25 protein-coding genes are annotated in these 26,834 nt (G+C 49.1%); 8 read left to right on the forward strand and 17 right to left on the reverse strand.

Going from position 1 to position 26,834, the window contains the following annotated elements:
• Positions 1-4 precede the first annotated feature (4 nt).
• From ilvA to ilvG, 5 genes are read right to left on the reverse strand one after another with little or no spacing between them, the layout of a single operon-like run.
• Positions 5-1,534, reverse strand: coding sequence for a threonine ammonia-lyase, biosynthetic (gene ilvA, locus AOT11_RS06975; protein ID WP_017419854.1), 1,530 nt, complete (start codon positions 1,532-1,534; stop codon positions 5-7).
• 3 nt (positions 1,535-1,537) lie between these two features.
• Positions 1,538-3,379, reverse strand: coding sequence for a dihydroxy-acid dehydratase (gene ilvD, locus AOT11_RS06980; RefSeq protein WP_011151437.1), 1,842 nt, complete (start codon positions 3,377-3,379; stop codon positions 1,538-1,540).
• A 12-nt stretch (positions 3,380-3,391) separates the two neighbouring features.
• Positions 3,392-4,330: a branched-chain-amino-acid transaminase gene (gene ilvE, locus AOT11_RS06985; RefSeq protein ID WP_011079064.1), complete on the reverse strand. Its 939-nt coding sequence runs from the start codon at positions 4,328-4,330 to the stop codon at positions 3,392-3,394.
• Positions 4,331-4,341: 11 nt separating this feature from the next.
• A complete protein-coding gene (ilvM, locus tag AOT11_RS06990; protein ID WP_011079065.1) occupies positions 4,342-4,626 on the reverse strand; it encodes an acetolactate synthase 2 small subunit in 285 nt (94 codons plus the stop codon).
• Between the two features lie 11 nt (positions 4,627-4,637).
• Positions 4,638-6,284, reverse strand: a complete 1,647-nt coding sequence (gene ilvG / locus AOT11_RS06995; protein WP_017419855.1) for an acetolactate synthase 2 catalytic subunit — start codon at positions 6,282-6,284, stop codon at positions 4,638-4,640.
• Positions 6,285-6,753: 469 nt separating this feature from the next.
• Here ilvG and AOT11_RS07000 point away from each other — a divergent pair, with 469 nt between their 5' ends.
• Complete coding sequence (locus AOT11_RS07000; protein ID WP_026050370.1) at positions 6,754-8,277, forward strand: YifB family Mg chelatase-like AAA ATPase; 1,524 nt, start codon at positions 6,754-6,756, stop codon at positions 8,275-8,277.
• Positions 8,278-8,315: 38 nt separating this feature from the next.
• Here the strand turns inward: AOT11_RS07000 and AOT11_RS07005 are convergent, their stop codons facing one another.
• Positions 8,316-9,290, reverse strand: a complete 975-nt coding sequence (locus AOT11_RS07005; RefSeq protein WP_017419857.1) for a DUF2860 domain-containing protein — start codon at positions 9,288-9,290, stop codon at positions 8,316-8,318.
• A 142-nt stretch (positions 9,291-9,432) separates the two neighbouring features.
• On the opposite strand from AOT11_RS07005, the gene AOT11_RS07010 reads away from it, so the two are divergent.
• Complete coding sequence (locus AOT11_RS07010) at positions 9,433-10,314, forward strand: acyltransferase (protein ID WP_017419858.1); 882 nt, start codon at positions 9,433-9,435, stop codon at positions 10,312-10,314.
• A gap of 51 nt (positions 10,315-10,365) precedes the next feature.
• Here the strand turns inward: AOT11_RS07010 and AOT11_RS07015 are convergent, their stop codons facing one another.
• The 5 genes from AOT11_RS07015 to AOT11_RS23585 all read right to left on the reverse strand — a co-directional run bounded on the left by AOT11_RS07015 (position 10,366) and on the right by AOT11_RS23585 (position 14,291).
• Complete coding sequence (locus AOT11_RS07015) at positions 10,366-10,971, reverse strand: thiol:disulfide interchange protein DsbA/DsbL (RefSeq protein WP_017419859.1); 606 nt, start codon at positions 10,969-10,971, stop codon at positions 10,366-10,368.
• A 32-nt stretch (positions 10,972-11,003) separates the two neighbouring features.
• Entirely contained in the window at positions 11,004-11,990 is a 987-nt protein-coding gene (locus tag AOT11_RS07020; RefSeq protein WP_017419860.1) for a serine/threonine protein kinase, read from the reverse strand.
• 51 nt (positions 11,991-12,041) lie between these two features.
• Positions 12,042-13,463, reverse strand: coding sequence for a cytochrome c oxidase accessory protein CcoG (gene ccoG / locus AOT11_RS07025; RefSeq protein WP_026050368.1), 1,422 nt, complete (start codon positions 13,461-13,463; stop codon positions 12,042-12,044).
• Positions 13,464-13,738: 275 nt separating this feature from the next.
• Positions 13,739-14,005, reverse strand: a complete 267-nt coding sequence (locus AOT11_RS07030) for a YihD family protein (protein WP_011079073.1) — start codon at positions 14,003-14,005, stop codon at positions 13,739-13,741.
• 118 nt (positions 14,006-14,123) lie between these two features.
• Positions 14,124-14,291: a hypothetical protein gene (locus AOT11_RS23585; protein WP_011079074.1), complete on the reverse strand. Its 168-nt coding sequence runs from the start codon at positions 14,289-14,291 to the stop codon at positions 14,124-14,126.
• A 316-nt stretch (positions 14,292-14,607) separates the two neighbouring features.
• Between AOT11_RS23585 and AOT11_RS07040 the strand changes: the two genes are divergently transcribed.
• Positions 14,608-15,402, forward strand: a complete 795-nt coding sequence (locus AOT11_RS07040; RefSeq protein ID WP_026050367.1) for a sporulation protein — start codon at positions 14,608-14,610, stop codon at positions 15,400-15,402.
• 152 nt (positions 15,403-15,554) lie between these two features.
• The gene (gene trhA / locus AOT11_RS07045) at positions 15,555-16,199 is read left to right on the forward strand and encodes a PAQR family membrane homeostasis protein TrhA (RefSeq protein ID WP_017419864.1); all 645 of its coding nucleotides are present in this window, start codon (positions 15,555-15,557) and stop codon (positions 16,197-16,199) included.
• Between the two features lie 48 nt (positions 16,200-16,247).
• Here trhA and AOT11_RS07050 read toward each other — a convergent pair whose 3' ends face one another.
• The 5 genes from AOT11_RS07050 to def form a co-directional block, all read right to left on the reverse strand.
• Positions 16,248-17,693: a TrkH family potassium uptake protein gene (locus tag AOT11_RS07050; protein ID WP_017419865.1), complete on the reverse strand. Its 1,446-nt coding sequence runs from the start codon at positions 17,691-17,693 to the stop codon at positions 16,248-16,250.
• A gap of 9 nt (positions 17,694-17,702) precedes the next feature.
• The gene (gene trkA / locus AOT11_RS07055) at positions 17,703-19,079 is read right to left on the reverse strand and encodes a Trk system potassium transporter TrkA (protein WP_017419866.1); all 1,377 of its coding nucleotides are present in this window, start codon (positions 19,077-19,079) and stop codon (positions 17,703-17,705) included.
• A gap of 55 nt (positions 19,080-19,134) precedes the next feature.
• The gene (rsmB, locus tag AOT11_RS07060; protein WP_017419867.1) at positions 19,135-20,415 is read right to left on the reverse strand and encodes a 16S rRNA (cytosine(967)-C(5))-methyltransferase RsmB; all 1,281 of its coding nucleotides are present in this window, start codon (positions 20,413-20,415) and stop codon (positions 19,135-19,137) included.
• An 83-nt stretch (positions 20,416-20,498) separates the two neighbouring features.
• Positions 20,499-21,446 carry a methionyl-tRNA formyltransferase gene (gene fmt / locus AOT11_RS07065; RefSeq protein ID WP_017419868.1) on the reverse strand — a complete coding sequence of 316 codons (948 nt, stop codon included), beginning with the start codon at positions 21,444-21,446 and terminating at the stop codon, positions 20,499-20,501.
• A gap of 31 nt (positions 21,447-21,477) precedes the next feature.
• Entirely contained in the window at positions 21,478-21,990 is a 513-nt protein-coding gene (gene def, locus AOT11_RS07070) for a peptide deformylase (RefSeq protein ID WP_038964320.1), read from the reverse strand.
• Between the two features lie 138 nt (positions 21,991-22,128).
• On the opposite strand from def, the gene AOT11_RS07075 reads away from it, so the two are divergent.
• Genes AOT11_RS07075 through AOT11_RS07090 form a run of 4 tightly spaced genes read left to right on the forward strand, consistent with a single transcriptional unit; the run spans position 22,129 to position 25,404 of the window.
• Positions 22,129-23,226 carry a LysM peptidoglycan-binding domain-containing protein gene (locus AOT11_RS07075; protein WP_017419870.1) on the forward strand — a complete coding sequence of 366 codons (1,098 nt, stop codon included), beginning with the start codon at positions 22,129-22,131 and terminating at the stop codon, positions 23,224-23,226.
• Positions 23,226-24,329, forward strand: a complete 1,104-nt coding sequence (gene dprA / locus AOT11_RS07080) for a DNA-processing protein DprA (protein WP_017419871.1) — start codon at positions 23,226-23,228, stop codon at positions 24,327-24,329. The genes AOT11_RS07075 and dprA overlap by 1 nt, the downstream gene beginning before the upstream one ends.
• A gap of 2 nt (positions 24,330-24,331) precedes the next feature.
• Positions 24,332-24,811 carry a DUF494 family protein gene (locus AOT11_RS07085; RefSeq protein ID WP_026050366.1) on the forward strand — a complete coding sequence of 160 codons (480 nt, stop codon included), beginning with the start codon at positions 24,332-24,334 and terminating at the stop codon, positions 24,809-24,811.
• Between the two features lie 23 nt (positions 24,812-24,834).
• The gene (locus AOT11_RS07090; protein ID WP_026050365.1) at positions 24,835-25,404 is read left to right on the forward strand and encodes a DNA topoisomerase family protein; all 570 of its coding nucleotides are present in this window, start codon (positions 24,835-24,837) and stop codon (positions 25,402-25,404) included.
• Between the two features lie 38 nt (positions 25,405-25,442).
• On the opposite strand, the gene AOT11_RS07095 is transcribed toward AOT11_RS07090, so the two are convergent.
• Complete coding sequence (locus tag AOT11_RS07095; RefSeq protein WP_011149570.1) at positions 25,443-26,780, reverse strand: IS4-like element ISVvu3 family transposase; 1,338 nt, start codon at positions 26,778-26,780, stop codon at positions 25,443-25,445.
• Between the last annotated feature and the right edge of the window lie 54 nt (positions 26,781-26,834).

A 26,834-nucleotide genomic window follows, 5' to 3' on the forward strand; every position in this document is an offset into this window, starting at 1 on the left:
CGAGTTAGGAAAGAAAGAAACGGTAGGATGGGTTATCCGTAACATCTTTGCATTGGTAGCCAAGTTCGCGCAAATGCGCCGAAAAGCGAGCTAAATCACTCTCATCAAGCTCAAAGCCACACAGTACGCGGCCATAATCAGCCCCATGGTTGCGGTAGTTAAACAGGCTAATGTTCCAGTGTGTGCCCAGTGTGCTAAGGAACTTAAGTAGCGCGCCTGGGTATTCTGGAAACTCAAAGCTGTATAAGCGCTCTTTAAGTGGTTTGGACGGTTTTCCGCCAATCATGTAGCGTACGTGCAGCTTGGCCATTTCATCCTCAGAAAGGTCGACCACAGGGTAGCCGCCTTCACGTAAGTCACGAATGATACCATCCAACTCTTCTTGACCATTTTGCAGGCGAACGCCGACAAAAATATTGGCCAGAGAGTCGTCGTTGTAACGGTAGTTGAACTCCGTTACCGCACGTCCACCAATCAAATGGCAGAACTCAAAAAATGCCCCTTTGCGCTCTGGAATGGTCACCGCAAGCAAGCCTTCACGTTTTTCACCCAGCTCACAGCGCTCAGAAACATAACGCAAACCATGGAAGTTGGTATTAGCACCCGAAAGTACGGTACCCAAGTTGCGCCCTTTGAGCTTGTGCTTCTCGGCATACTTTTTCAGCCCCGCCAGCGCCAGTGCCCCGGAAGGCTCGGCAATCGCACGGGTGTCTTCGAAAATATCTTTAACCGCCGCGCAGATTTCATCACTGGAGACGGTGACGTGATCGTCAATGTAGTGCTGGCATAGACGGAAAGTTTCATCGCCAATGCGTTTTACTGCCACACCATCAGCAAACATACTGACTTGATCCAGCACAACCGGCTCACCTGCATCCAATGCCGCCTTAAGGCAGGCAGAATCTTCGGGCTCCACCGCAATGACTTTGATCTCTGGCATCAGTTGTTTCACCAACACCGCCACACCAGCGGCTAAACCACCGCCCCCGACAGGGACGAAAATGTGGTCGAGATGGCCGTTTTGCTGCAGCATTTCCATGCCGATGGTGCCTTGTCCAGCAATCACTAAAGGGTGATCGAAAGGAGGAACAAAGGTGTAGCCTTTCTCTTGAGAAAGGCGTTCGGCCTCGGCTTTGGCTTCATCGAAGTTGCTGCCGTGCAAGACGACTTTGCCGCCAAAGCCGCGCACTGCGTCGACTTTGATATCTGGCGTCGTGCGAGGCATCACGATGGTGGTTTCAATGCCAAGGCGCGTTCCTGACAGAGCCATGCCTTGCGCATGGTTGCCCGCAGAGGCAGCAATCACCCCCGCGTCCTTCTGCGCTTGCGACAGATTGGCCACCATATTGTAAGCACCACGTAACTTAAACGAATGCACCGGCTGGCGGTCTTCACGTTTGATCTGCACATTGTTACCAATACGTGCCGATAAACGCGGCATCTCTTGCAAAGGGGTGACGGTCGCCACTTCATACACTGGAGCGCGCAATATCTGGCGCAGATAGTCTGCGCCAGTTTGTTGGGTTAATGACATTGCTTAGCCCTCAAGCTTTGACTTGTCTCGTACCGCGCCTTTGTCGGCACTGGTTGCCATGCTGGCGTAGGCTTTCAGTGCAAACGACACTTCGCGTTGGCGAGAGACGGGTTTCCAGCCAAGTGCGTCTTGTTCTGCTCGGCGCTCTGCCATTTCTTGCTCGGAAACTTGCAGAGAAATCGTGCGGTTTGGAATGTCGATGGCAATCAAGTCGCCCTGTTTGACCAAACCGATCGCGCCACCGTTGGCCGCTTCAGGTGAGGCGTGGCCGATAGAAAGACCCGATGTGCCGCCAGAGAAACGTCCGTCAGTCAGTAGCGCACACGCTTTGCCAAGGCCCATCGATTTCAAATAAGTGGTAGGGTAGAGCATCTCTTGCATGCCTGGGCCGCCTTTCGGACCTTCGTAGCGAATCACCACCACATCGCCTGCTTTGACTTTACCACCCAAGATACCTTCCACCGCGTCTTCTTGGCTTTCAAAGACCACTGCAGGGCCCGTGAATTTAAGAATGCTTTCATCCACACCCGCCGTCTTAACGATACAGCCATCCAGCGCAATGTTGCCTTTGAGGACAGCGAGGCCGCCATCTTGGCTAAAGGCGTTTTCTTTGGTGCGAATACAGCCTTGGGCGCGATCGTCGTCTAAGGTGTCCCAGCGGCAATCTTGCGAGAATGCTTGAGTGGTACGAATACCCGCAGGGCCTGCGCGGTAGAAGCGTTTCACTTCTTCCGAATCGGTCAGCATGATGTCGTATTGGGCAAGCTGCTCTTCCCAAGTGAGGCCAAGCACGGTTTTCGATTGATTGTGCAGCAGGCCCGCTCGGTTTAGTTCACCCAAAATACCCACTACGCCACCCGCGCGATGCACATCTTCCATGTGGTATTTCTGGGTTGATGGCGCCACTTTACATAGGTGAGGCACCATGCGTGACATGCGATCAATGTCTGTCATGTCAAAATCCACCTCACCTTCTTGCGCCGCAGCCAATAGGTGTAAAACGGTGTTGGTTGAACCGCCCATGGCGATGTCTAGCGCCATGGCGTTTTCAAATGCTGCTTTGGTTGCAATGTTGCGTGGCAGTGCGCTTTCATCATCTTGCTCATAGTAACGCTTGGTCAGTTCGACAATGCGTTGGCCTGCACTGATAAACAGTTGTTTGCGATCGGCATGCGTTGCGAGCAAGGAGCCGTTACCTGGCTGAGAAAGGCCAAGCGCTTCGGTGAGGCAGTTCATCGAGTTGGCGGTGAACATGCCCGAGCAGGAACCACAGGTAGGGCAAGCGCTGCGCTCGATCTGTTCGCTCTGCTCATCGGAGACTTTAGGATCCGCGCCTTGGATCATGGCATCGACCAGATCCAGCTTGATGATCTGATCTGAAAGCTTGGTTTTACCCGCTTCCATTGGCCCGCCCGAGACAAAGATCACCGGGATATTAAGGCGCATTGACGCCATCAGCATTCCCGGGGTGATTTTGTCACAGTTGGAGATACATACCATGGCATCGGCACAGTGCGCGTTGACCATGTATTCCACCGAGTCAGCAATCAATTCACGAGAAGGCAGTGAATAAAGCATGCCTCCGTGACCCATGGCGATACCATCATCTACCGCGATGGTGTTGAATTCTTTGGCAATGCCGCCAGCCGCTTCAATTTCTCTTGCCACCAATTGGCCAAGGTCTTTTAGGTGTACGTGGCCTGGTACGAACTGAGTAAAGGAGTTGACCACGGCAATAATTGGTTTGCCGAAGTCTTCATCTTTTACGCCTGTGGCACGCCATAGTGCGCGTGCACCGGCCATGTTGCGACCATGAGTGGTGGTGGCTGATCTGTATTTAGGCATTCTGTTGTCTCCCTACTTCTTCTCTGGGTACACGTAATCTAACCAGCCCCACTTATCTTCGGTGGTGCCATTGAATAAGCCAAAGTACGCTTCTTGAACGGCTTTGGTGATTGGGCCGCGTTTACCTGCGCCCACTTGAATTTGATCGACACTACGCACTGGAACCACTTCTGCAGCTGTGCCCGTCATAAAGACTTCGTCTGCCAAGTAGAGGGCTTCACGTGCAATATTGGCTTCACGCACTTCATAACCCATCTCACGCGCCAGTGTCATGATTGAGTCACGAGTGATGCCCGGTAGAATCGCGGCCGTTGCAGGTGGTGTTGTGATGACGCCATTTTTGATCACGAAAATGTTTTCACCGGCGCCTTCTGAAAGGTAACCATCAACACTCAATGCAATCCCTTCGGCATAACCATGTCGACGTGCTTCACCACCAACCAGGAGAGAAGAAAGGTAGTTGCCACCCGCTTTCGCTGCGGTTGGGATCGTGTTTGGCGCGGCGCGGTTCCAGCTTGAGACCATGGCATCAACGCCATTTTCCAACGCTTCTTCCCCTAAGTAAGAGCCCCAAGGGAAGGCGGCAATGATCAGATCCATTTCTGTGTCGGTCGGAGGACAAACGCCCAAGCCAACGTTGCCAACAAACGCCAGTGGACGAATATAGGCATTATCCAGCTTGTTTTGACGCAGAGTTTCGCGAGTCGCTTCCATGATCTCTTCCACCGAAAAGGGGATTGGGAAGCGATAAATCTTGGCTGAATCTTTCAGGCGCTGTGCATGTTCTTGGTGACGGAAGACAATCGGGCCTTTTGGCGTGTTGTAACAGCGAACCCCTTCAAACACGGAGGTGCCGTAGTGCATGGCGTGAGTCAGAACGTGTACATTCGCTTCTGCCCAGGGAACCATCTTGCCATTAAACCAGATATAATCTGCTGTTTTCGTTGCCATTATTGCCTTCCTTATGCACTTACGTGTTGTTGTAGATTGTTGTTAGGGAGTTCGTCGTTACGAATCTTCATTACCTCAACACTACGAATATCCCACAATTTTTCAATTTGATTGGTGAGAAATGAGATAGGGCGATCGCTGTCTACGATGATTTCGACACTGGCGACCTTGCTCTCATGGTTTTGCGTTGCAGCAACTTGTTTGATGACAAAGCCGCGGTGGCGAATCACACGGAGAACACGCTCTAACAGCACGGGTTTGTCATCGGCTTTGATGTCTAATAAATAACGTTCCATCAGTGGCTCTCCTAGGTGTTTTCCAACATATCACTGTTTGACGCACCTGGCGGTACCAGCGGCCACACATTTTCTTCTTCATCAATCAGCACATGCAGCAAGTAAGACGTTTTGCTTGCGAGCATCTCTTTGAGTGCCGGTTCCACTTCTTCTTTCTTGGTAATGGTTTTGCCCGGAATGTCGAAGGCTTTCGCCAGCATGACGAAATCAGGGTTGTCATCAAGGATGGTTTCACTGTGACGACCATCGAAGAACAGCGATTGCCACTGACGCACCATGCCAAGACGTTGGTTGTTCAGCAATACGATTTTGACTGGGATTTGGCGGCGCTTCAGCGTGCCTAACTCTTGGATGTTCATCATGATTGAGCCATCACCTGAGATCAGCACCGACTGTGCATCCGGTCTTGCCACCGCGGCGCCCATCGCCGCTGGCAAGCCAAAACCCATGGTGCCAAGGCCAGCAGAGGTGATGAAGTTTTGTGGTTCGCGTGGCTGAATGTGCTGCGCTGCCCACATCTGATGCTGGCCTACGTCGGTGGAGACGATGGTGTTGTCTGGCATGAGATCGGAAAGTTGCTTTAGCAGCCCCGGCGCGTAGATGAGCTCTCCCGGGGGGTCGTAACGCCACTTAAAACCGCTGCGTAAGCTTTCACAATGGTGAACCCAAGGGGAAATATCACGAGTCAGTTCTAACTGAGGCAGGATGACATTGATATCGCCACGTAAAGGCGCATTCGCGTGACGCAGTTTATTGATTTCTGCCGCGTCGATATCAATGTGGATCACTTTCGCGTGAGGGGCGAAGGTTTCTAATTTGCCCGTCACACGGTCATCAAAACGTGCTCCCACCACCAGCAAAAGATCCGCTTCTTGCACCACGAGGTTGGCCGCTTTGGTGCCATGCATGCCTAGCATGCCCAAATAGTGAGGATCGTGACGCTCGATGGTACCTAACCCTTTTAAGGTGCTGACGGCAGGCATCGGGTTGAGGCGCAAAAATTCGCGTACCGTGTGGGTCGCTTTAGCCAGTTGCACACCACCACCGACGTATAATACTGGACGGGTGGATTGATCGAGAAGCGTTTGGGCTCGAGCCACATCAACTTGGCTGACTTGGGGTAATGCTGGAGGCGTAAAAGGAGGAAGCAGTTCAACAGGCGCTTTTGCTAGCTGGACGTCTTTGGCGATATCGACAATCACTGGGCCCGGTCGTCCGGTTTTGGCTACTTCAAAGGCTTCCGCCAAGGTTGGAGCCAGCTCGTTGATGTCGGTCACTAGGTAACTGTGCTTAGTACACGATAGCGACATACCAATCACATCCATTTCTTGGAACGCATCGGTGCCGATATGAGAACTGGCGACCTGACCGGTGATAGCAACTAACGGCACTGAATCAAGAAAAGCATCGGCTAAACCAGTGACAAGGTTGGTGGCTCCGGGGCCCGATGTGGCCATACACACCGCGACATCCTGTGTGGCTCGCGCCATCCCAATCGCTGCCATCGCAGCCCCTTGTTCATGACGGCACAAAATGTGTTCAACACCACCGTCATACAAGGCATCGTAGATTGGCATGATGGCACCACCTGGGTAACCAAACACGGTTTTGATGCCTTGCTGTTTTAATGCGGCAACGACTAACTCTGCTCCTGTCATCGTTGGCCTCCTTGACTACTCTTTTGGTTGTAGCCGTTTCCATACATCTTGCACATAGTGTGCGCTCCCATACTTCCCGTCATTTCTGAACTGTCTAAATGTGATTCAATCAGTTTAGAACTTCGCCAACCCATGGCTGAAAAAAAACCCCCGAACTTTTCAGTGCGGGGGTTTGTAAATCTAGTGGTTATTTTGCGCCCACTCTCCCCCGCGCGGTGCTAATGAGGACCACGATAATCAGGTTAATCAGAGAGTTAATTTGAGCGGCAAAGTTCATCTGTCTGTCGTTAAAATGTTGTGTAATGTTCTACGAAATTGTTTGCGTCACTAGTGGTAACACACAAAACTGTTTCGTGACAAGCAAAAAGTCATTCTTTTTTCACATTTAAGCCTCATCGCTTCACGCTATATAACAGTTCTGTATAAAAAAACTTGTATTTATAGAACAACTAAAATTGAAGAGGCAGTGATGGGGTTGGCGATTATTCATAGCCGTGCCAGTGTGGGCGTCGAAGCGCCTTCCGTGAGCGTGGAAGTGCACATCAGTAACGGCTTACCGGGATTTACCTTGGTTGGGTTGCCGGAAACCACCGTAAAGGAATCAAAAGATCGCGTACGCAGTGCGATCGTCAACAGCAACTTTCAATTTCCTGCTAAGCGGATCACCGTTAACTTGGCGCCCGCCGATCTGCCCAAAGAAGGGGGGCGCTTTGATTTGCCGATCGCACTCGGTATTTTAGCTGCTTCTGAGCAGATCTCCGTTCAATTTCTCCAGCAACATGAATTTGTCGGTGAGTTAGCCTTAAGTGGTGAGCTACGAGCGGTGAAAGGGGTGTTGCCAGCTGCTCTTGCCGCCAAAGGGGTCTCCCGCAGTTTGGTGGTACCTCATGCGAATGGGGATCAAGCCGCCCTGGTGGGCAAGAACATGCATAAGTCGGCGTGCTCGCTGATTGAAGTTTGTGCCCATTTATGTGGCCAGCAAGCCCTGTCATTACATCAAACCAAGCAAGCATTGCAGCCCTCATCACATGGTCGAGATTTACAAGACATCATTGGTCAACAACAAGGAAAGCGAGCGCTAGAAATTGCAGCGGCAGGCAATCACAATTTGTTGTTTTTAGGGCCTCCTGGGACCGGAAAAACCATGCTGGCGTCACGTTTGCGAGATTTGTTGCCTGAAATGAGTGAGGAAGAGGCGATGGAAACGGCAGCGGTGGCTTCTTTAACACAAAGCGATATCAACGAGCACAATTGGAAGCAGCGGCCATTTCGCGCGCCGCATCACTCAAGTTCTATGGCGGCGCTGGTGGGCGGTGGAACCATTCCGCGTCCCGGAGAAATCTCACTTGCCCACAACGGCTTACTGTTTTTGGATGAGATGCCGGAATTTGAGCGCAAAGTGCTCGATTCAATGCGTGAACCGCTAGAGTCTGGGGAAATCATCATTTCACGAGCACAAGGTAAAACTCGTTTTCCTGCTCGCTTTCAGTTGGTCGGTGCGTTGAATCCGAGCCCAACGGGCTATTACGAAGGGAACCAAGCTCGCGCCAATCCTCAGGCGATTTTGCGTTATTTAGGCCGTTTATCGGGCCCACTGTTGGATCGTTTTGATATGTCACTCGAGATCCCTGCATTACCCAAAGGTACATTGGCAGAAGGGGGTGACCGAGGTGAACCAACGGCGGTGGTGAAGGAGCGAGTGGCGCAGGCGAGAGAGCGTATGCAGCTTCGTAATGGCAAGGTTAATGCTCTGTTAGGCAGCCGAGAAATCGAAGCGTTTTGCCCATTGAGTAAGCAAGATGCCGAGTTTCTTGAAACGGCGTTGCACCGTTTAGGATTATCGATTCGCGCTTATCACCGCATCATTAAAGTGGCGCGAACCATTGCCGATTTAGAAGGCGCACCTCAGATAACACGTGCACACTTAGCCGAAGCACTCGGTTATCGGGCGATGGATCGCTTGCTCAAACAGTTAACTCTGCAAGCGGTTTAATCACGATTATGACGTGATTAAACCGCGGTGGCGATGAGTTAAAACTTGTAGTTCACGCCAACAGAAAGTAAGTAATCACTCTGCTCGTAAAACTTGATATTGGAGTCGGTTTGGTTGTACCCAGCCAGAGCAACGAAAGACCAATCGGGGGAAGAGAACAGTTGGGCATATTCATAAGCAAGAAATAGGCTGAGCTGTTGGTCTTCACGCGTTTTGCCAAATCGTTGACTGGCGGCTTGATAATCTTGCACTTTATAACCCGCGGTCAGAACTAAGCGGTGTTTAGCAAACAGATTAAACCAACTCACTTCAGCCCCGAGTGAATCATAAGAGGCCGCTTTGCCATCCGCTTGATGCTTTAAGTAAACCACAGCGGGTTGGACAAAGCTGGTGGGTTTGAGTCGGTAGCGGTAATCCAGTTTGGCATAATAACTTTCGCCATCACGTTTGAGGCTTGGATCGGTGATGGTGTCTTTATCCAGTTCTTTGGTGCCATATGCGGTGTCGAGGTTAACATTGCCACCCCAGAGGTTGTGAAACTGCAGGCGATAGGCGATACCACTTTCATCGGTGACCGTGCGCTTCTGATTGAGCAGATAAGGGTCTTGCCAAGTTTCTCCTGACATCACGGTTGGCAACAATGAAAAATCGATCACCACGCCAGAGTTCAATTGGTACTGATAACCCAACTCAAAGGCAAGGGTACCAACGGCAATATCCTCTCTCGCGGTACCGAGGTAAACTTGATGCTCGAGTTGATCTCCAAAGGTGTAAGCGATATTACCTAAGGGCGCGAACAACACCGCACTTTCACTTGAGGGGGCTTGCTTGTCACTGTTGATGGTTGCATTACCGTCGGTATTAAAATGAGATTCCGAGGCACCAAAGCCAGTAATCAGTGAAATTTCACCACTAAAACCTGCCGCTTCATTGAGTGCAGCATGAGTGAGCGGAGCAAACAGTGCAGCCGTCGTGATTAAGATTCGATTTTTCATTGCGATTCCTTTAGCCATTCATCCTGACGAGAGAGACTTCCCACCTTTTTGGTCACAAACTAATCTGACCATTTTGACAAAGATTCCAAACTGGGCTGGGAGCAGTATAATTACACGCTGTTTTTTTCTTCATCGAATATAAGAGTTTTCGAACATCACTATGTTGGCATATCTGTTACTTTTTATTAACGTTTTTTTGGTCATTCTTAATTCTGCAATGTGCTCGATGACGATCTGTTTGATTGCGATCGTCAAACTGGTCTTGCCGACTCAAGGGCTGAAAGCGAAAGCAACCGATGCGGCGAACAAAATGATGTGGTTATGGGCGACGGTTAACGCAGCGATTCTGGTGATGTTTAACCGCATCGAATGGGATATCGAAGGCGGCGAAGGGCTGAAAAAAGAGGGATGGTATCTGATGATCAGTAATCATCTGAGCTGGACCGATATTGTGGTGTTGTGTTGCGTGTTTAAGGATCGCATTCCCATGCCCAAGTTCTTTCTCAAGCAACAACTGCTGTACGTGCCTTTTATTGGTATGGCTTGTTGGGCATTGGACATGCCGTTTATGCGCCGTTACTCGCGTGAATATTTGATCCGTCATCCAGAAAAGCGCGGACAAGATTTGGCAACGACGCGTCGTTCTTGCGAGAAGTTTCGTCATACGCCCACTACGGTGGTCAACTATGTGGAAGGCACTCGCTTTACGACTGAAAAACGAAACAAAAGTAACGCGGGGTACGATTATCTGTTACAGCCGAAATCCGGCGGTATCGCTTATACACTCGCGGCGATGGGTGAGCAGTTTGATCACATTATCGATGTGACGTTAGCCTACCCGAAAAATACTGATAAACCTTTCCAAGATATGTTAATGGGTCGGATGCGCAAAGTGGTTGTAAAGATTCGTTTGCTGCCGGTGGATGATCAGGTGAAAGGGGATTACTTCAACGATAAGCCGTATAAACGCCAATTTCAGCTCTGGTTAGGGGATGTTTGGCAAGAAAAAGATCAGTTGTTGAAAGAGATCCACAAAGGATAAACATCAGGGAGCACAACGGCTCCCTGTTTTTTGTGAGTTGTCGTTGGGTGCTTACTGTTTTTTCAGCAGGAAATTCACCAGTTCGAAATACTCATCCATGGTCTTGATGCCTTGAGCCTGCACGAGGTATTTGTTGTTTACAATCACCGCAGGTACACCAGAAAGGCCACTGTCTTTAAACTGCTTGTCAAAACGGCGCACCATCGAATCGACGGCGAAACCGTTAAAGGCTGCATCGAATTTAGTCGCATCAACACCTTCATCAAGGAAGATCTGGCGCAGTTCCGCGTCATCTTTTGGCGCTTTACGCATGTTGTGGATGCGGTTGAACATCACTGGCACCATTTTGTCTTCGACTTTAAGTGCGATCATGGTGGCGTAAGCTTTGCTCATTGATGGCCCCATCGCACCACCCATAAAGGAAACGTGGTTTTTTTGCAGTTTTACCCCTTCCGGTAACTGTGCTTTGAGCTGCTGGATGATGGGCTCGAACGTATTACAGTGTGGGCAGTAGAAAGAGAAAAATTCACTTACCATGGGCTTTTTAGAAACTTGCGTATTCAGCACCTTGTAGTGTTCACCTTCTTTAAATTGGGTCGCTGCGTTGGCTGTCAGGCTGAGTAACAGCATTGAAAAAAACGCGAACAGTTTCTTCATCTATTTATTTCTCCGTTATGTTATTGAGGCAGTTACCACTGTGGCATCAATGAAAGAGGGGGCTCCTCCAATGCGGCGATTTGTTCTTTAAACGCCAATACCTGACCTTCCCAGTATTTTGGCTCATTAAACCAAGGAAAAGCGAGTGGGAACGCGGGGTCTTGCCATCGTTTTGCTAACCATGCCATATAATGCACCATTCGTAGACCACGCAAAGGCTCGATCAGTTTCAACTCTTGGTGCGAAAAATCACTAAATTCGCCATACGACTCCAGCAAAATATCGAGTTGCATGAGCTTTTCTTGGCGATCACCATTGAGCAACATCCAGAGATCTTGAACCGCAGGGCCATTGCGCGCGTCATCTAAGTCAACAAACATCGGGCCATCACGCCATAAAATATTGCCGGGATGACAATCACCGTGCAAGCGGATAGCGTGAGTGTTTTTTGGCCACTGCGCTTCAATGGCGGCGATGAGTCGGTCGAGATCCTGAAAGAAGCTGTTCTCTAAATGCATCGGGATCATGTTGCATTGTTGCAAGAGTGCGCGTGGCTGATAGAGGTACTCATCTAGCCCTATGCTCGGTCTGTGCTGGAATCTCTGTTTTGCACCCACTTGGTGAATTCGACCGAGGAAGCGGCCAACCCACTCGAGTTGATCGAGATTATCCACTTCAAATTGACGGCCACCGACACTGTTGAACAAGGCAAATTGGTAGCCTTGATAATGATGTAGGGTGGCACCGTTGATGTTGACCGGAGCGGCGACAGGAATGTCATTTTCCACCAGCTCTTGAGTGAACTGATGTTCTTCAACAATTTGTGCCGGCGTCCAACGCTCTGGGCGATAAAACTTCACCACAAAACGGCGACGCTCTTCATCGGTGAACTGGTATACGCGGTTTTCATAGCTGTTGAGAGGCAATAAGCCTGATTCAGCGCGAATGCCGATGCTCTCAAGGGCATACCACATAAAATCGGGCGTTAATGCGTCAAAATTGAATGCGCCTAGCGACATAGTAAATAAAAAGGCTCATTGCTGAGCCTTTGTCCATGAATTGGGTTGAAGTTACAGTTTCTTGATGAAACGGCTTTCTACTTCAATGGTGAAGTCGTTGCTCTTGTCGTCCAGTATAAACTGAATCGTGCTAATTGGAGAGGAGAGCTTCTCGGGATCCACGCCAAGACTGAGTGGTAAGTTGAGAACTTCGCCTGGGTTGACCTGAATGGTTTGCTTACCATACCAAGTTACATCACTGAGCCCCTTCACATCCAAGTGATATTCTTGCACTTGTTGAGTTTTGTTGATGATTTTGAGGGTGTAGGTATTTTCCACTTCACCGGCACTGTTGACGCGGAACAACTGGTTGCGATCGCGAATTACGCTGAGGCCAGCAGGATCGACGGCCGCGATTTGTGCGAAGAACAAACCCAACATCATCAGCAACACCAAGCCATAACCGATCAACTTAGGTCGCATGACTTTGGTGTGTTTCCCGGACAGACGATGCTCGGTGGTGTAGTTGATCAACCCTTTTTCATAACCCATTTTATCCATGGTGGTATTACAGGCATCGATACACGCGCCACAGTTAATGCACTCGTATTGTAGGCCATCACGAATATCGATGCCCGTTGGGCACACTTGCACACACAGATCGCAATCAATACAGTCACCTAACCCGAGCTGCTTCGGATCGGCCTTGCGTGAACGTGGGCCACGCTGTTCGCCGCGTTGACTGTCATAGCCGACGATGAAGGTGTCTTTATCAAACATCGCCGATTGGAAGCGCGCGTAAGGGCACATGTGCAAACAAACGATAGAGCGCATCCAACCTGCGTTGGCGTAGGTACAGATGGCAAAGAACATCACCCAGAAAACAGGCCAGAAGCTGGCGTTAAAGGTGAAGAAATCCACCACCAGTTCACGCACCGGGACAAAATAACCGACGAAGGTGAAGCCTGTCGCGAGCGCGATGGCAAACCACGCGATATGCTTGGCGCTTTTTCGCATGGCGAGATTGGGCGTCAGTTTGCCGGAATCTTGCTTGCGGCGTTTGTTGGCGCTGCCCTCGAGCTTCTCTTCAAACCAGATGTACATAAAGGTCCAAACGGTTTGTGGGCATAAGTAGCCACACCACACTCGGCCCAAAAAGGTGGTGATGAAAAACAGACCAAAGGCGGCAATCATAAACAGCAAGGCCAGCAACGTCAGGTCTTGTGGGTAGAGGGTAGTGCCGAAAAAGTTAAATTGTTGGCTACCGATATCCAACAGAATCGCTTGGCGATCGCCGTAGGAAATCCACGGAGTTAAAGTAAATAGCAGCAGCAAAAACCAGCCACCATATCGGCGTAGTTTTTGGAATGTGCCTTTACTCTCACGTACGTAAATGCGGTTACTTGGGTTAAACCTATCCCCCTTGCCTTTGTGGGTCTTGGGGTTAAAGGTTTTCGGAGTCACATCTTTGATATCGATTTTATCCTGACTCATGGATTGATCCTTCTTAGGCTTTAATGGCGCAATTTCTCTTGGTTTGCGCTCACTGACTTTGCTCACAAATGCCGATGTGTTTATACACAATAAGGCTTTGCTAATATTTTAGTAAAAACTGATGGACGACGATTATACAATCAATAACATTTGTATTTCTTTAAGGCTATCAACCTTTAACAACAAAAAGCAGGACAATTAACGCAATTTTTCGCTGAACAGTGGCAGAAAATAAAAAAGCGACCAAAAGGTCGCTTAGTGAGTGAGTTGTTAACTTATTTAATGATACCGCGTGCGCGTAGAATCGCTGTTTTGAAATCATCTTCTTGGTCTTTTTTCAGGCCTGGAATCATTTCATCTTTCGCACTGTTACGCATTTTTAGGTGGTAGATCAGCACATCGTCAGTCAGCTCTTCTAGCTTGCCGTGATAACCCGCTTCACCCGCTAACTTAACGATAAACTGCAGTAAATTCATCTCTTGGTCTTTTTGCCATTCTGGCTCAAGCAACTCAAGTAGCTCTTCAATACGGTGACACTTCATTTCTTTCTCCACAAATTTTATAGGTCTTTGGCGTAAAGGTATCAAATTGCTTGGCGAAGCAAAATAACAAACCGAGTGGAGAGAAAGAAAAAAGCGCAGCGGTGGCTGCGCTTTTTAATTAAGCGGCTTGAACGACTTTAGCCGGAGTCTGCGGCATAAGTGCATTTTTCTCGACCAAGGTCATACCTGAAGCCGTTTTTTTGCTTGTCGGAGCTGCGGCAAAGCCGCTACGACGACGCATCGCACTGCGATTGGTGTGCGAGAACCTGACTGTTGTTGGGCGCATTAAGTTACCTAACTGTCAGGCATATCCATTGCCAATGTAATGGCCTACATTTTTATGAGTTGAGCTTCAGTTGAGTGAAGGTTGGCTCTTTCTGGCTTTCGCCAATCCAAATAAAAGTGCAGGAATAACGATATGCATGCATATCGAACATAGAGTAGCACCGTTATGCTGATCGATCGATAGTTGAGCAGTTGCTGCGATAAAAAAATGTCTGCAAAACGTTACAATCTTGATAAATATCCAATGAGATGTGAGCTAGATAGTAGTACCCAATCAGAAATTATCAGTACTATCAGAACAGCAGCAGGAGGTGCGTATGTCATTTTTGAAGAAAACCCTCGCCAGTTTTGGTATTGGAAGTGCGAAAGTTGATTCCATCTTACAGCAAGAAGTGCTGTACCCCGGCCAAGCGGCCAACATTAAGGTGCATGTTTATGGCGGTTCGAGCGAGCAAGAGATCGACAATATTCATTTGAAGCTGTGTTGTCGTTACATTGCGGAAGTGAAAGAAGATCGCGGCAGCAGCTCTCAAGGGCAACAAACTCGCCGCGTGCCACAAAGTCATGTGCTGGCCAGTTGGAGCCTGCCATACGCGTTTGTCATCAAACCGAGTGAAGAGCGGGTGTTTGATGTCGTGTTAGACATTCCGTTCAACACCCCAATTACCATTGGTGATGCCAAAGTGTGGTTGGAAACCGGTTTGGATATCGCTTTGGCGATTGACCCAACAGACAAAGACATGCTCACCGTAAGGCCTGATCCTATGATGGACGGCATTTTTACCGCTTTGGAAGAGCAAGGGCTGCGTATTCGCCAAGTGGAGTGTGAAGAAGTGAAAGGCTTTGAACTGCCCTTTGTGCAAGAGTTCGAGTTTGTTCCAACCACTGGGCCATTTCATGGTCGTTGGCGTGAGCTGGAAGTGGTGGCGTATCGTTCTCCGAGTGAACTGAAGTTATGGTTTGAAATTGATCGCCATCGTGAAGGGGGAAGAGGCATGTTGGCGAGTTTGCTGGGGTTGGGAAAACTACAGCGAGAGTTGGTGTTACCACTGGACTTCTCGGCAAAACAGGCGGGAGAGAAGGTGCTGGGTTATTTAGAAGAAACGACCTAGCATTCACTCGCATGATGATGGAAAAGCGAAAAATACGCCCTCACTTTAAGCCGACATCAAATAACCAAAATTTAACCTTTTTAGCTTACACGTGTAAGCTAAGTGTGACATACTAGAGCAACTATTCCATTAGAGGTTTCAGTGTATTTGCTATGTCAGTCAGTCAATATAGTGTGCGTGAAGAAGTGGCGAATGCAGCCACACACGGGTTAGGCATGATTTTTGGTATTGTTGGTTTGGTGATGCTGTTGGTGAAAGCCACGGAGCACCATGCCGATGGGCTGACCATTGCCAGCATGGCGATTTACGGGTCGAGCATCATTGTGTTGTTTTTGGCTTCGACGCTTTACCATGCCATTCCTCATCCTAAGGCGAAACGTTGGCTCAAAACCTTTGACCACAGTGCGATTTATCTGCTCATCGCGGGCAGTTATACCCCGTTCCTGTTGGTGAGTTTGCGCACGCCTTTGGCGATCGGCTTAATGATTGTGATTTGGTCGATAGCCTTGTTGGGCATCATTATGAAAGTGGCGTTTGTCTATCGCTTTAAGCGCTTTTCCTTGGTGAGCTATCTGTTGATGGGTTGGTTGTCACTGATAGTGATTTACCAATTGGCGATCTCATTAGAGATTGGAGGTTTGACGCTGCTCGCTGCCGGTGGATTGATTTATTCGCTCGGGGTTATTTTCTATGTGGCGAAGAAGATCCCCTACAATCATGCCATTTGGCACTGTTTTGTGTTGGCCGGTTGTGTTTGTCACTTCCTCGCGATCTATCTTTATGTGAACCCGGTTTAAACCGGGTCCTTTGTTTTGGGGCTGTAGATAGCGCCGCTTCGACAAAACTTAACGGCGCCAGAAAGCAGGAAAAAACAGCACCAATAAGGTGAGAATTTCTAAGCGTCCCATCAACATACCGAAACTGAGAAGCCACTTAGCGGCATCAGGCAGCGGAGCGAAGTTACCTGTTGGCCCAATGATGCTGCCCATACCTGGGCCGACGTTGGCCACCGCGGTAATTGAGCCAGAAATGCTGGTGACGGGATCAAGCCCCATCGCGCTTAAGCCGCCCGCAATGGCGATGATGGTAATGAAGAACATTAAACCAAACGCCACCACAGAGCGCACAATGTCATCATTCACTGGTCGTTGATTGTAGCGTTGGACAAAAATGCCTGATGGATGAATCAGTTTCATTATCTGTTTATTCAGCAGTGTCATGGCGATCTGGAAGCGGAAGATCTTAATGCCGCCAGAAGTGGAGCCTGAACAGGCGCCCGCCATCATCAAAAACGCAAACAAGGTCGTTGGGAGTGCGCCCCAGGCGGTGAAATCCTCTAAACCAAAACCCGTCGTCGTCACCACAGAAACAATGTTAAACATCGCCACGCGTAGTGCGTCAGCAATAGTGTAACCGTCACGAATCACCAACCAAGCCGAAATGACCAAGCTGGTGCCTAAAAACAGGTAGGTAAAACCACGTACTTGAGCGTCTTTGATTAAAGCGTCTAATCGGCGCTTGCGCATCGCCGAAACAAACAACAAAAACGGCAAGCCACCCAAGAACATAAATAAGGTTGCGATCCAGTGTGCGCCGTTAGAAAAATGGTTCATTGAACCATCAGAAGTGGAGTAGCCGCCCGTTGAAAGTGTGGTGAAGGAATGGTTGATGGCATCAAACAGATTCATTCCGGTCAATAGATACCCAATCAAACATAGTCCGGTGAGTACCAAGTACACCACCACAATGTTTTTCGCTACGGTTTTGGCTCTTGGGCTGCTTTTGTCTGACCAATCGGAAGATTCTGTTTGGAACAGCTTCATCCCACCGACGTTAAGCATCGGCAACACCGCAACGGCCATCACAATAAAGCCAATCCCTCCGAGCCATTGTAAGATCGAACGCCACAGCAAAATACTCGGAGCCATGTTATCCAAACCACTCAGCACGGTGGAACCGGTGGTGGTGATACCAGACATGGTTTCGAAGTAGGCGTCAGTAAAGCTGATGTGGTTGATAAACATAAACGGTAGCGCGGCAAACGCGCTGGCGATGGTCCACACCAAACTGGTGATAAGGAACATGTCGCGTACACTGAGTTTAAAGTGTGCGGTGCGGCCAATGCTCAGGCAGACAAACGCGGCAAAATGGGTGATCAACACCGCTTGGCCGAAATCAAGAAAGCCGCCTGTGCCAGTAAAAAAGGCCACAAGGGTAGGGACGTACATGAAAAGGGCGAGCTTGGAAAGCACTAGCCCAATCACAAACAGTACGGGACGAAAGTTCACCATAGGAAAATCCTAGAGGAAGAATGGGCTCGGCTGGAACAAGGCTTCGACGTCTGGTACGTATTTCTTATCGACCAAGAACATCACTACGTGATCATCTTGTTCAATCACGGTGCGGTCATGGGCAATGAGCACCTCTTCACCACGCACAATCGCGCCAATGGTGGTGCCCGGTGGCAGTTTGATGTCGCCAACGGCGCGGCCCACCACTTTCGAGTTGCTTTCATCGCCGTGTGCCACCGCTTCAATTGCTTCAGCAGCGCCGCGGCGTAGAGACGATACGTTGACGATGTCAGCACGACGAACGTGGGTCAAGAGCGCTGAAATGGTCGCTTGTTGAGGTGAAATGGCCACATCAATGACGCCGCCTTGCACTAGGTCGACGTAAGCACCACGCTGGATAAGCACCATTACCTTTTTAGCACCCATGCGTTTGGCCAACATCGCTGACATGATGTTGGTTTCGTCCTCGTTGGTGAGGGCGATAAAAACGTCGACTTGGTCGATATTCTCTTCGGTTAGCAGCTCTTGATCGGCAGCATCACCACAAAACACGATGGTGTTTTCCAACTCTTCTGAAAGCTTTTCTGCTCGCTGCAGGTTGCGCTCAATCAGTTTCACGCTGTAGGTTTGTTCTAAACGCTTGGCTAAGCTGGCGCCGATGTTACCACCACCGACGATCATGATACGGCGATAAGGTTTTTCCAGTCGTTGTAACTCACTCATCACAGAGCGAATATGGTTGCTGGCGGCAACGAAAAAGACTTCGTCATCGGCTTCAATGATGGTGGTGCCTTGAGGACGAATCGGACGGCCTTGGCGGAAAATTGCGGCAACACGGGTATCAATGTGAGGCATGTGTTCGCGTAAGGCAGAAAGTGCGTTACCCACCAACGGGCCGCCATAGTAAGCTTTTACGGCAACGAGGCTGACTTTTTCTTCCGCAAAGCTCACCACTTGCAATGCACCAGGGTATTGAATCAAACGTTCAATGTAGCTGGTCACCAGCTCCTCGGGGGCAATCAAATGATCGACAGGAATCGCGCCGGATTTAAACAGCGCTTCTTTTTGCATTAAGTATTGCGGTGAGCGAATGCGAGCAATTCGGTTGGGGGTGTTGAACAGAGTAAAAGCCACCTGACAAGCAGCCATGTTGGTTTCATCAGTATTGGTCACGGCCACCAGCATGTCGGCATCTTGTGCACCTGCTTCGTGTAGCACGTCCGGGTGACTGGCGTGGCCATTCACCACTCGCAAGTCATATTTGTCCTGCAGCTCTCTCAGACGGTCGCCATTTTTATCGACAATAGTGATATCGTTATTTTCGCCAACCAGATTTTCTGCCAGCGTGCCGCCAACCTGACCTGCGCCAAGAATAATGATTTTCATACTCTGTTCTCGTAATTCGAAAAAGGCGATTGAAGAGATTCAATCGCCAGTTTGCTTATGCTTGCTTAACCAGCACTGCATAATAGAAGCCATCCATATCTTCTTCCCCTGGAAGAATCTGACGGCCTGGATTCTCGCGTTCAGAGCCAATCAGTTGTGCTTCTGGTGTTCTTGCGAGGAACGCTTTCACTTGCTCCACGTTTTCCATTGGGGTGATAGAACAAGTAGCGTAAACCAAGGTACCGCCGGGCTTAAGTTGTGCCCACATGGCATCAAAAATTTCGCTTTGTAGCTCAGCGAGAGCCGCAATGTCTTCTGCTCGGCGTAGCCATTTTATGTCAGGGTGACGACGAATCACCCCAGTGGCAGAGCAAGGAGCATCGAGCAAAATACGGTCAAATTGTTCACCTTGCCACCATTGTTCAGGATTGCGCGCGTCACCGCAAATCACTTTTGCTTGAAGATTGAGGCGTTTCAGGTTTTCCGTCACCCTTTTCAAGCGTTGTTCATCGCAGTCCAGTGCCACGACTTCACGAGCAGAGACTCGCTCTAAAATGTGTGCGGTTTTACCACCAGGTGCGGCGCAGCAATCGAGGATCAGTTCGCCATCTTTAGGTTGTAGATAGTTAAACGACAACTGTGCAGCGGCATCTTGCACCGATACCCAGCCTTGCTCAAACCCTGGCAAACTGTGTACATCGCAAGGGGCGGCCAATTTTATGGCGTCCATCGCTTCACTGTGCAGGGTGCTATCAATGTTTGCATTTTTGAGCAGTTGCAGATATTCATTGCGGTCATGGTGGGCGTGATTCACACGCAGCCACATTGGCGCTTTGTTATTGTTGGCTTCAACAATCGTCTGCCATTGCTCAGGGTAAGCGTCTTGTAGGATTTTCAGTAGCCAACTTGGGTGAACGTACTTGCCGGCATTGTGGCTGATAGAGAACTCATCTAATGCTTGTTGTTCACGCTGATAGTTGCGTAAAACCGCATTGATCAAGCCGCGTAAGCGAGGCCCTTTCAGTGCTTGTGCGCCTTCCACTGTCTCACCAACCGCCGCGTGCGCTGGAATACGCATGTGACCTAATTGGTATAAGCCAACCAAAATGAGATGATGAAAAACACGTTGTTTACCTTTGAGTGGCTTATCCATCAACTTACCGGCAATGCTCTCTAAACGAGGCAGGTAGCGTAACGCGCCGTAGCAGATCTCTTGCAGTAAGGCGTGGTCGCGAGGGCGAATGGATTGTTGAGCTTCAGGAAGGGCGGTCGATAGAGAGTTGCCTCGGTCGACAACTTGATACAAGACGTTGGCAGCCGCAGCGCGAACATTCATGATGAGTACCTTAAAGTTAAAGAGGGCGTCTCTGCCCTCGTAAAGTTCTTAAACTGGACAAAAATGCCCGATTGCTTGGCAGGTTAACTCAGTACACTGCCAACTTCAAACCAAGCGGCGCGAGCGTTGAGAACATCTTGTACAGGCATCGCTTTTTTGCCTGGAATTTGGATGTGTTCCAACACTAGGCTGCCATGGCCAGTGGCGACATAAATGCCACTTTTATCCGCTTTTAGGATGGTCCCCGCAGGGGCGTCATGACTGCTCGCTTCGACGCGGCTTTGCCACACCTTAATGCTGTTTTCCGCTACTTCGAAGTGGCTCATTGGCCACGGATTGAAAGCACGGACACAACGTTCGATGTGCTCTGCATCGTCTTGCCAATTGATGCGAGCTTCTTCTTTACTCAGTTTCTTGGCGTAATTTGCTCGCTCGTCATCTTGTTTAATCGCGATGGCTGTACCTGCGGCGATATCGGCTAAACACTCAACTAACGCAACAGGGCCAAGTTGAGCCAATTTATCGTACATGGTGGCGCTGGTATCGCTTGCGTCGATCGGGAGCGTGGCAATTTTCAGCATGTCACCGGTATCTAGGCCGATGTCCATTTGCATGATGGTCACGCCCGTTTCAGCATCACCCGCCCAAATTGAGCGCTGAATTGGCGCAGCACCGCGCCAGCGAGGCAGAATCGAACCGTGCACGTTGATACAACCCAACTTCGGTGTATCTAACACCGCTTGTGGCAATAACAGGCCATAAGCGACCACGACCATGATGTCAGCATTGAGATCCGCGAGGGCTTGTTTGGCTTCGTCAGACTTAAAGTTTTCTGGTTGATAAACCGGGATGTTGTGTTCCAAAGCAATGGTTTTGACAGCGCTTGCAGTGAGTTTTTTCCCGCGACCGGCTGGGCGATCAGGTTGGGTGTAAACCGCAATGACTTCATGCTCCGAAGACAACAACGCCGCCAAATGCTGGGCGGCGAAGTCCGGAGTACCTGCAAATACAATACGTAAAGGCTTGCTCAAGGTACCTTCCTTCTTATGGTATCAGCGCGATTTAGCGCTGTTTCTCGTTAAAACGTTTGATTTTGGCTAGCTTGTCTTGGATACGCTTGCGCTTGAGTGGTGATAGGTAATCGACAAACAGCTTACCTTGCAGGTGATCCAACTCGTGTTGAATACAGATAGCCAGTAAATCATCGGCTTCGAGGGTGAACTCGTTTCCATCACGATCTAACGCTTTAACCGTGACTTCAGCGGCGCGTGGCACTAGTGCGCGGGCACCTGGGACCGATAGACAGCCCTCTTCAATGCCATCTTCGCCACGCTTTTCTAAAATTTCAGGATTGATTAACACCATCGGCTCGTTACGGCTCTCAGAAATATCAATCACAACGATGCGTTGATGAATATCGACTTGCGTGGCGGCAAGGCCAATACCTTCTTCGTCATACATGGTTTCAATCATGTCATCGACGATTTTTTGGATTTCTGGTGTCACCTTTTCAACCGGTTTGGCTACTGTACGAAGACGATCATCCGGGAATGTTAATACTTGTAATACAGACATATGCACTCGAAATGTTGAACTGTGCCGAAACAGCACAAACCTTGTTGGCTCAATTCTAGACATTTTATAGCCTAAATGACAGCATCCTAGCAGCAATTTCCCATTTGTCGCTTCGCTAATCCATCTAGGAGTTAAGGCATGAACTCAGTGCTGCAAGCCGCTTCACGCGTGTTATTACCCTTGTTGTTTAGTGTGAGTGTGGCAGCCCAAGAGTCGCCAGCTCCACTGAATATTAAGCCCGATGCGCCACAAACTTATGTGGTGGTAAAGGGGGATACTCTTTGGGATATCTCTGCGCTCTATTTGGATAGCCCTTGGCTATGGCCGCGTTTATGGCAAATCAACCCAGATATTGACAACCCTCACTTAATCTACCCTGGCGATAAGCTCTCTTTAGTGTGGAAAAATGGTCAGCCGATGTTGAGTTTAAAACCGGTGGTGACATTGAGCCCGAAAGCTCGAATCACGGAGAAAAAAGCGGTTCCAACAGTGGATGAAGGGTTAGTGATGCCTTATCTGCAATCAGACCGACTGCTGAGTAAAGAGAAGCTCAGCAGTGTCGCGCGCGTGATGGGAACCAGTGATGGACGAAAATACCTTGCTAAAGATGAGCGTATTTTCATCAGTGGCCAACAAACGGAAACCCATTGGGCGATTTATCGGCAAGTGCAAGAATTTGAACGAGCCGATCCCGATGCCAACATGATCGCGCTACGTGTGGTTGCGCAAGGTGAGCTTAAAGAATCGGCACAAGATTATTCCGGCATTGAAGTGACCAGTCAGCGACAAGAAGTATTGATCAACGACATTGCATTGCCTCAATCTGAAAACCTCGTCGAAGAACTGTCTACGACCTTTTATCCTGCGCCAGCCCCTCAAGATGTTGATGCCAAGATATTGGGCAGTATTGATGGCATCGATTATAGCGCACCAAGCCAAGTGGTGATTTTGGACAAGGGGAAAGTAGACAATTTACGTCAAGGGCATATTTTCGAACTCTATAAAGCCTCAAACAACGTTTATCGCAGCAGTGATAGCCAATTCAGCTACGAAAAAAGTGGTTCTTCGGATGAGATCTCCCTGCCGAAAAGCCGCATTGGTGAGTTGATGATCATTCGTCCTTACGAATATTTCAGCTTGGCGTTGATCACCCGCAGCACTCAACCGATCAGCCGTGACATTTTGGTCGTGGCGCCAGTGCAAGTTGACGAATCAGCCACGGCGCAAACGCCCTGATGAGTCAGGATGAACTGCATGCTTGGTTAGCACTTAGTTTTACGCCCAATATTGGGGTTAAGAAGCTAACCAAGTTACTCAGTATTGATTCTCCGCTCAATATTCTGCGTTATTCCCACGAGCAGCTACTGTCGCTGGGACTGTCGTCCCAGCAAATCATCACCTTGCGAAGTAGTGCTCAGCAAGACGCTGAAGCCGCTCTTCAATGGCAGCAGCTTTCCTCCCAGCATCATATTATTACCCTTCATGATGGCCTATATCCGCCGCTACTTAAGGAAACGGCTTCACCGCCTTGCCAACTGTTTGTACAAGGTGATCCTCATTGTTTAACCAAGCCACAAGTTGCGCTGGTGGGGAGTCGTCATGCGACCATGGAAGGGTTGCAGCATGCCCGCGATTTTGCGGCTCAATTGGTACAGCATGGGTTGGTGGTGACCAGTGGTTTGGCGCTTGGGATTGATGGCCATGCCCATGATGGTGCGCTGACAGCGGGCGGTGAAACCGTTGCAGTACTTGGTTCGGGCTTTCAATACATTTATCCCGCTCGCCATAAAGGTCTTGCCGCGAGAATTTGTCAACAAGGTGCGCTGGTTTCGGAGTTCCGTCCGAGTACCAAAGCCAAAGCAGAACATTTTCCTCGTCGAAATCGAATCATTAGTGGCTTGTCTCTGGGGGTTTTGGTGGTCGAAGCAGCAGAGAAAAGTGGCTCTTTGATTACTGCCCGTTATGCCGCTGAGCAAGGCCGAGAAGTCTTTGCTTTGCCCAGTTCTCTTCATATTACCAACGCACGTGGTGGAAACGCGCTGATAAAAAGCGGAGCTTGTTTGGTCACTGGTGTTGAGGATGTACTGAGTGAAGTGCAAACCTTGCTTGACTGGTCGACAAACCAACAAGCGGATTTATTTTCTTCCTCTAATACTGAAGAACAATTGCCATTTCCTCAGCTGTTAGCTAACGTAGGTAGTGAGGCTACACCAGTTGATATTCTAGCAAACAGGACCAATATACCTGTGCAAGAAGTCATGATGCAGCTCTTAGAGCTTGAGCTTTCAGGGCATGTTGTTGCAGTTAACGGTGGCTATATTCGAAGGGGGAGGGGCTAGCTATGATGATGGATATACTGATGTATCTATTTGAAACCTACATCCATAGCGATGCAGATTTACAAGTGGATCAAGATGAGCTTGAAGACGAATTGCTTCGAGCGGGATTTCACCAGCAAGATATCTACAAAGCCCTTCTTTGGTTAGAAGAGCTGGCAGCATTACAAAAGAGTGATGATCACTCTGCTATTTCGCGTTGCAGTGCGATCTCTTCAACACGAGTGTACACACCTAAAGAGATGCAACGATTGGATCTAGAATGTCGCGGCTTTTTGCTGTTTCTAGAACAGATCAATGTGTTAACCACTGAGACTCGTGAAATGGTCATCGATCGAGTGATGGGGTTGGAAACCAATGAGTTTGAGCTTGAAGATCTCAAGTGGATTATTTTGATGGTGCTATTCAATGTTCCCGGTAACGAGAACGCCTACACGCTAATGGAAGAGCTGTTATACACCAAAGAGCAAGGCATTCTTCACTAAGTTGTTCCGCGAATACAGTATCTATGAGTAGTAAAATTGATCGCACTTTGTTTTCCGCTCACGAGCATGCGCTTGAGCATACGCCTTGTCCGCAATGTGGTGGAGGGTTGGTGTTAAAACACGGTAAGCATGGCGCGTTTTTGGGGTGTAATCAGTACCCACAGTGTGATTACGTCAAGCCCCTTCATCAAAATGATGGCCATATCGTCAAAGAGTTGGGGGTCGCTTGCCCTGAGTGCGGGAACGAGTTGGTGCTTCGTCAGGGACGTTACGGCATGTTTGTCGGGTGCAGTCATTACCCACATTGCCATCATATTGAACCAATCAACCAGCCTGAACCAGAGCAGAATCCCAAAGCGTTGTTTGCTTGCCCCGAGTGTGGCAAAGGACACTTAGTTGAGCGTAAAACTCGCTTTGGTAAAACCTTCTATGCCTGTGATAACTATCCGAAGTGTAAGTTTGCGGTTAACCTGCCACCGGTAAAAGGTTGTTGTGAAGAGTGTGGTTTTACTTTGTTGGTTGAGAAGAAGCTCGCCAGTGGTGTGAAGTTACAATGCGCAAACCGCAAATGTCAGCATGCTCAATCGCATTGAGTTCACATTGATAAGGGTCGCACATGGCGCAATGTAGTTCACTTAAGAGGAGCTGCCTTGCGATTAACAGGATATCGGGTCTTTGATATTTTTACCGCCCTAGGCCGATTTGGCTTAGGGCGTTTGTCTATAAAAAGGATGGATAAGTCTCCGCGCAGACTTTTTAGACGCTTCGGTGTATTACCTGGAGATACCGCTTTGCTCATTACTTTCAGTTGACTAGCGATGAACTGACAAGCGTATTTAAAACTGATTTCATTGGCCATTCGACCATGTGCTACGGCCGCTTGACTGGCTTCTCGTCTTACCAAGTTATAACCAAGCAACAGCCCCCATAACTCTTGATAGACAAGCTCGACCGTCTTACTCCTCAGCACTAACGCGTTGTGCTGCATCGAACTTTTTATGTCTCTGTACCCTAACTCAATTTCCCATCTCTCATGGTAAAGCTCGGCTACTGATTCCGCATCGTACTCTTCCCTAGGCAAAGACGTAAACACTGTTTTGTGCTTACCTTGTACTTGATAAGTAACGGCTCTGACTTGCCATTTTTCAGGTAGGTTAGGATTTTTCTTGCGAGCCTGTGGAGAGACTTTCATTTCTACCAACATGTCGTCGCTCTCTTCATCGTCCAGAAGTCTGAATTTCACCCCTTTCTTCGCTGGTAACAACCAATGCCTGTTGGAGCCACTATTTTGGAGAGAAAGAAGTAAGTCTGCGCCATAAAACCCCTTATCTAGTAAAGTCACTGAGTTATCAGGTAGAGAGTCAATAAAGGGCATTGCAAGCGGTATTTCACCACGACGATAGGGGCTTATAGCTGCGTCTACAATGACATGTGAGCGAACATTCATCATGGTCACCACCCTAAGTACTGGATGAGGTGTCTGCCTCTCGCTGGATGTATTACCTGACCCAAAATGTTCTCTTAGTTCTGATGTATCAGCGGTTCGAAAAAGAGCCCCATCAATAGCGAAGACTTGTAAGCCTTGCCAAGTATCCTCGGGGTAACGCTCTAGACCCCATGTGTGACTGCATTGTCTAAACAACCATTCTGGAGCAGCTTTACCAAGGCGTTGCCTTGCTTGCGTTAAAGCACTTTTAGCTAGCAGTTCCTCATCGGCTAAGCCCTCGGCACAGACATTCATTCGCCGTGCGACTTCTGCAATAGACTCATTGCGGAAAAACGCCATTCCAACAATAAGCCAAAGAACCATATCACTAGGTAAACGACGTCGACGAATTGTCGCTTTATCGGAAAGTGTTGCCGCTTTAGCAACCCACTCATCAGGAATATGCTCGGAGAAGGTGGTTAGCTGAGCGACATCAACAGGACTCTCTTCAAGAAAGTCAGCAAAATAGTTTTGGATAGACATAAAAAATCGGAAACCTATAAACAGGTTTCCGATTGTCTCTCATCAGAAGGATCG

Origin of the sequence: Vibrio vulnificus NBRC 15645 = ATCC 27562 (genome assembly GCF_002224265.1) — a bacterium.
Lineage (GTDB): Bacteria > Pseudomonadota > Gammaproteobacteria > Enterobacterales > Vibrionaceae > Vibrio > Vibrio vulnificus.

Coding starts and splice junctions, on each gene's coding strand:
- ilvA (WP_017419854.1), bottom strand. CDS start 1,534: ATGTCATTAACCCAACAAACTGGCGCAGACTATCTGCGCCAGATATTG.
- ilvD (WP_011151437.1), bottom strand. CDS start 3,379: ATGCCTAAATACAGATCAGCCACCACCACTCATGGTCGCAACATGGCC.
- ilvE (WP_011079064.1), bottom strand. CDS start 4,330: ATGGCAACGAAAACAGCAGATTATATCTGGTTTAATGGCAAGATGGTT.
- ilvM (WP_011079065.1), bottom strand. CDS start 4,626: ATGGAACGTTATTTATTAGACATCAAAGCCGATGACAAACCCGTGCTG.
- ilvG (WP_017419855.1), bottom strand. CDS start 6,284: ATGACAGGAGCAGAGTTAGTCGTTGCCGCATTAAAACAGCAAGGCATC.
- AOT11_RS07000 (WP_026050370.1), top strand. CDS start 6,754: ATGGGGTTGGCGATTATTCATAGCCGTGCCAGTGTGGGCGTCGAAGCG.
- AOT11_RS07005 (WP_017419857.1), bottom strand. CDS start 9,290: ATGGCTAAAGGAATCGCAATGAAAAATCGAATCTTAATCACGACGGCT.
- AOT11_RS07010 (WP_017419858.1), top strand. CDS start 9,433: ATGTTGGCATATCTGTTACTTTTTATTAACGTTTTTTTGGTCATTCTT.
- AOT11_RS07015 (WP_017419859.1), bottom strand. CDS start 10,971: ATGAAGAAACTGTTCGCGTTTTTTTCAATGCTGTTACTCAGCCTGACA.
- AOT11_RS07020 (WP_017419860.1), bottom strand. CDS start 11,990: ATGTCGCTAGGCGCATTCAATTTTGACGCATTAACGCCCGATTTTATG.
- ccoG (WP_026050368.1), bottom strand. CDS start 13,463: ATGAGTCAGGATAAAATCGATATCAAAGATGTGACTCCGAAAACCTTT.
- AOT11_RS07030 (WP_011079073.1), bottom strand. CDS start 14,005: ATGAAGTGTCACCGTATTGAAGAGCTACTTGAGTTGCTTGAGCCAGAA.
- AOT11_RS23585 (WP_011079074.1), bottom strand. CDS start 14,291: ATGCGCCCAACAACAGTCAGGTTCTCGCACACCAATCGCAGTGCGATG.
- AOT11_RS07040 (WP_026050367.1), top strand. CDS start 14,608: ATGTCATTTTTGAAGAAAACCCTCGCCAGTTTTGGTATTGGAAGTGCG.
- trhA (WP_017419864.1), top strand. CDS start 15,555: ATGTCAGTCAGTCAATATAGTGTGCGTGAAGAAGTGGCGAATGCAGCC.
- AOT11_RS07050 (WP_017419865.1), bottom strand. CDS start 17,693: ATGGTGAACTTTCGTCCCGTACTGTTTGTGATTGGGCTAGTGCTTTCC.
- trkA (WP_017419866.1), bottom strand. CDS start 19,079: ATGAAAATCATTATTCTTGGCGCAGGTCAGGTTGGCGGCACGCTGGCA.
- rsmB (WP_017419867.1), bottom strand. CDS start 20,415: ATGAATGTTCGCGCTGCGGCTGCCAACGTCTTGTATCAAGTTGTCGAC.
- def (WP_038964320.1), bottom strand. CDS start 21,990: ATGTCTGTATTACAAGTATTAACATTCCCGGATGATCGTCTTCGTACA.
- AOT11_RS07075 (WP_017419870.1), top strand. CDS start 22,129: ATGAACTCAGTGCTGCAAGCCGCTTCACGCGTGTTATTACCCTTGTTG.
- dprA (WP_017419871.1), top strand. CDS start 23,226: ATGAGTCAGGATGAACTGCATGCTTGGTTAGCACTTAGTTTTACGCCC.
- AOT11_RS07085 (WP_026050366.1), top strand. CDS start 24,332: ATGATGATGGATATACTGATGTATCTATTTGAAACCTACATCCATAGC.
- AOT11_RS07090 (WP_026050365.1), top strand. CDS start 24,835: ATGAGTAGTAAAATTGATCGCACTTTGTTTTCCGCTCACGAGCATGCG.
- AOT11_RS07095 (WP_011149570.1), bottom strand. CDS start 26,780: ATGTCTATCCAAAACTATTTTGCTGACTTTCTTGAAGAGAGTCCTGTT.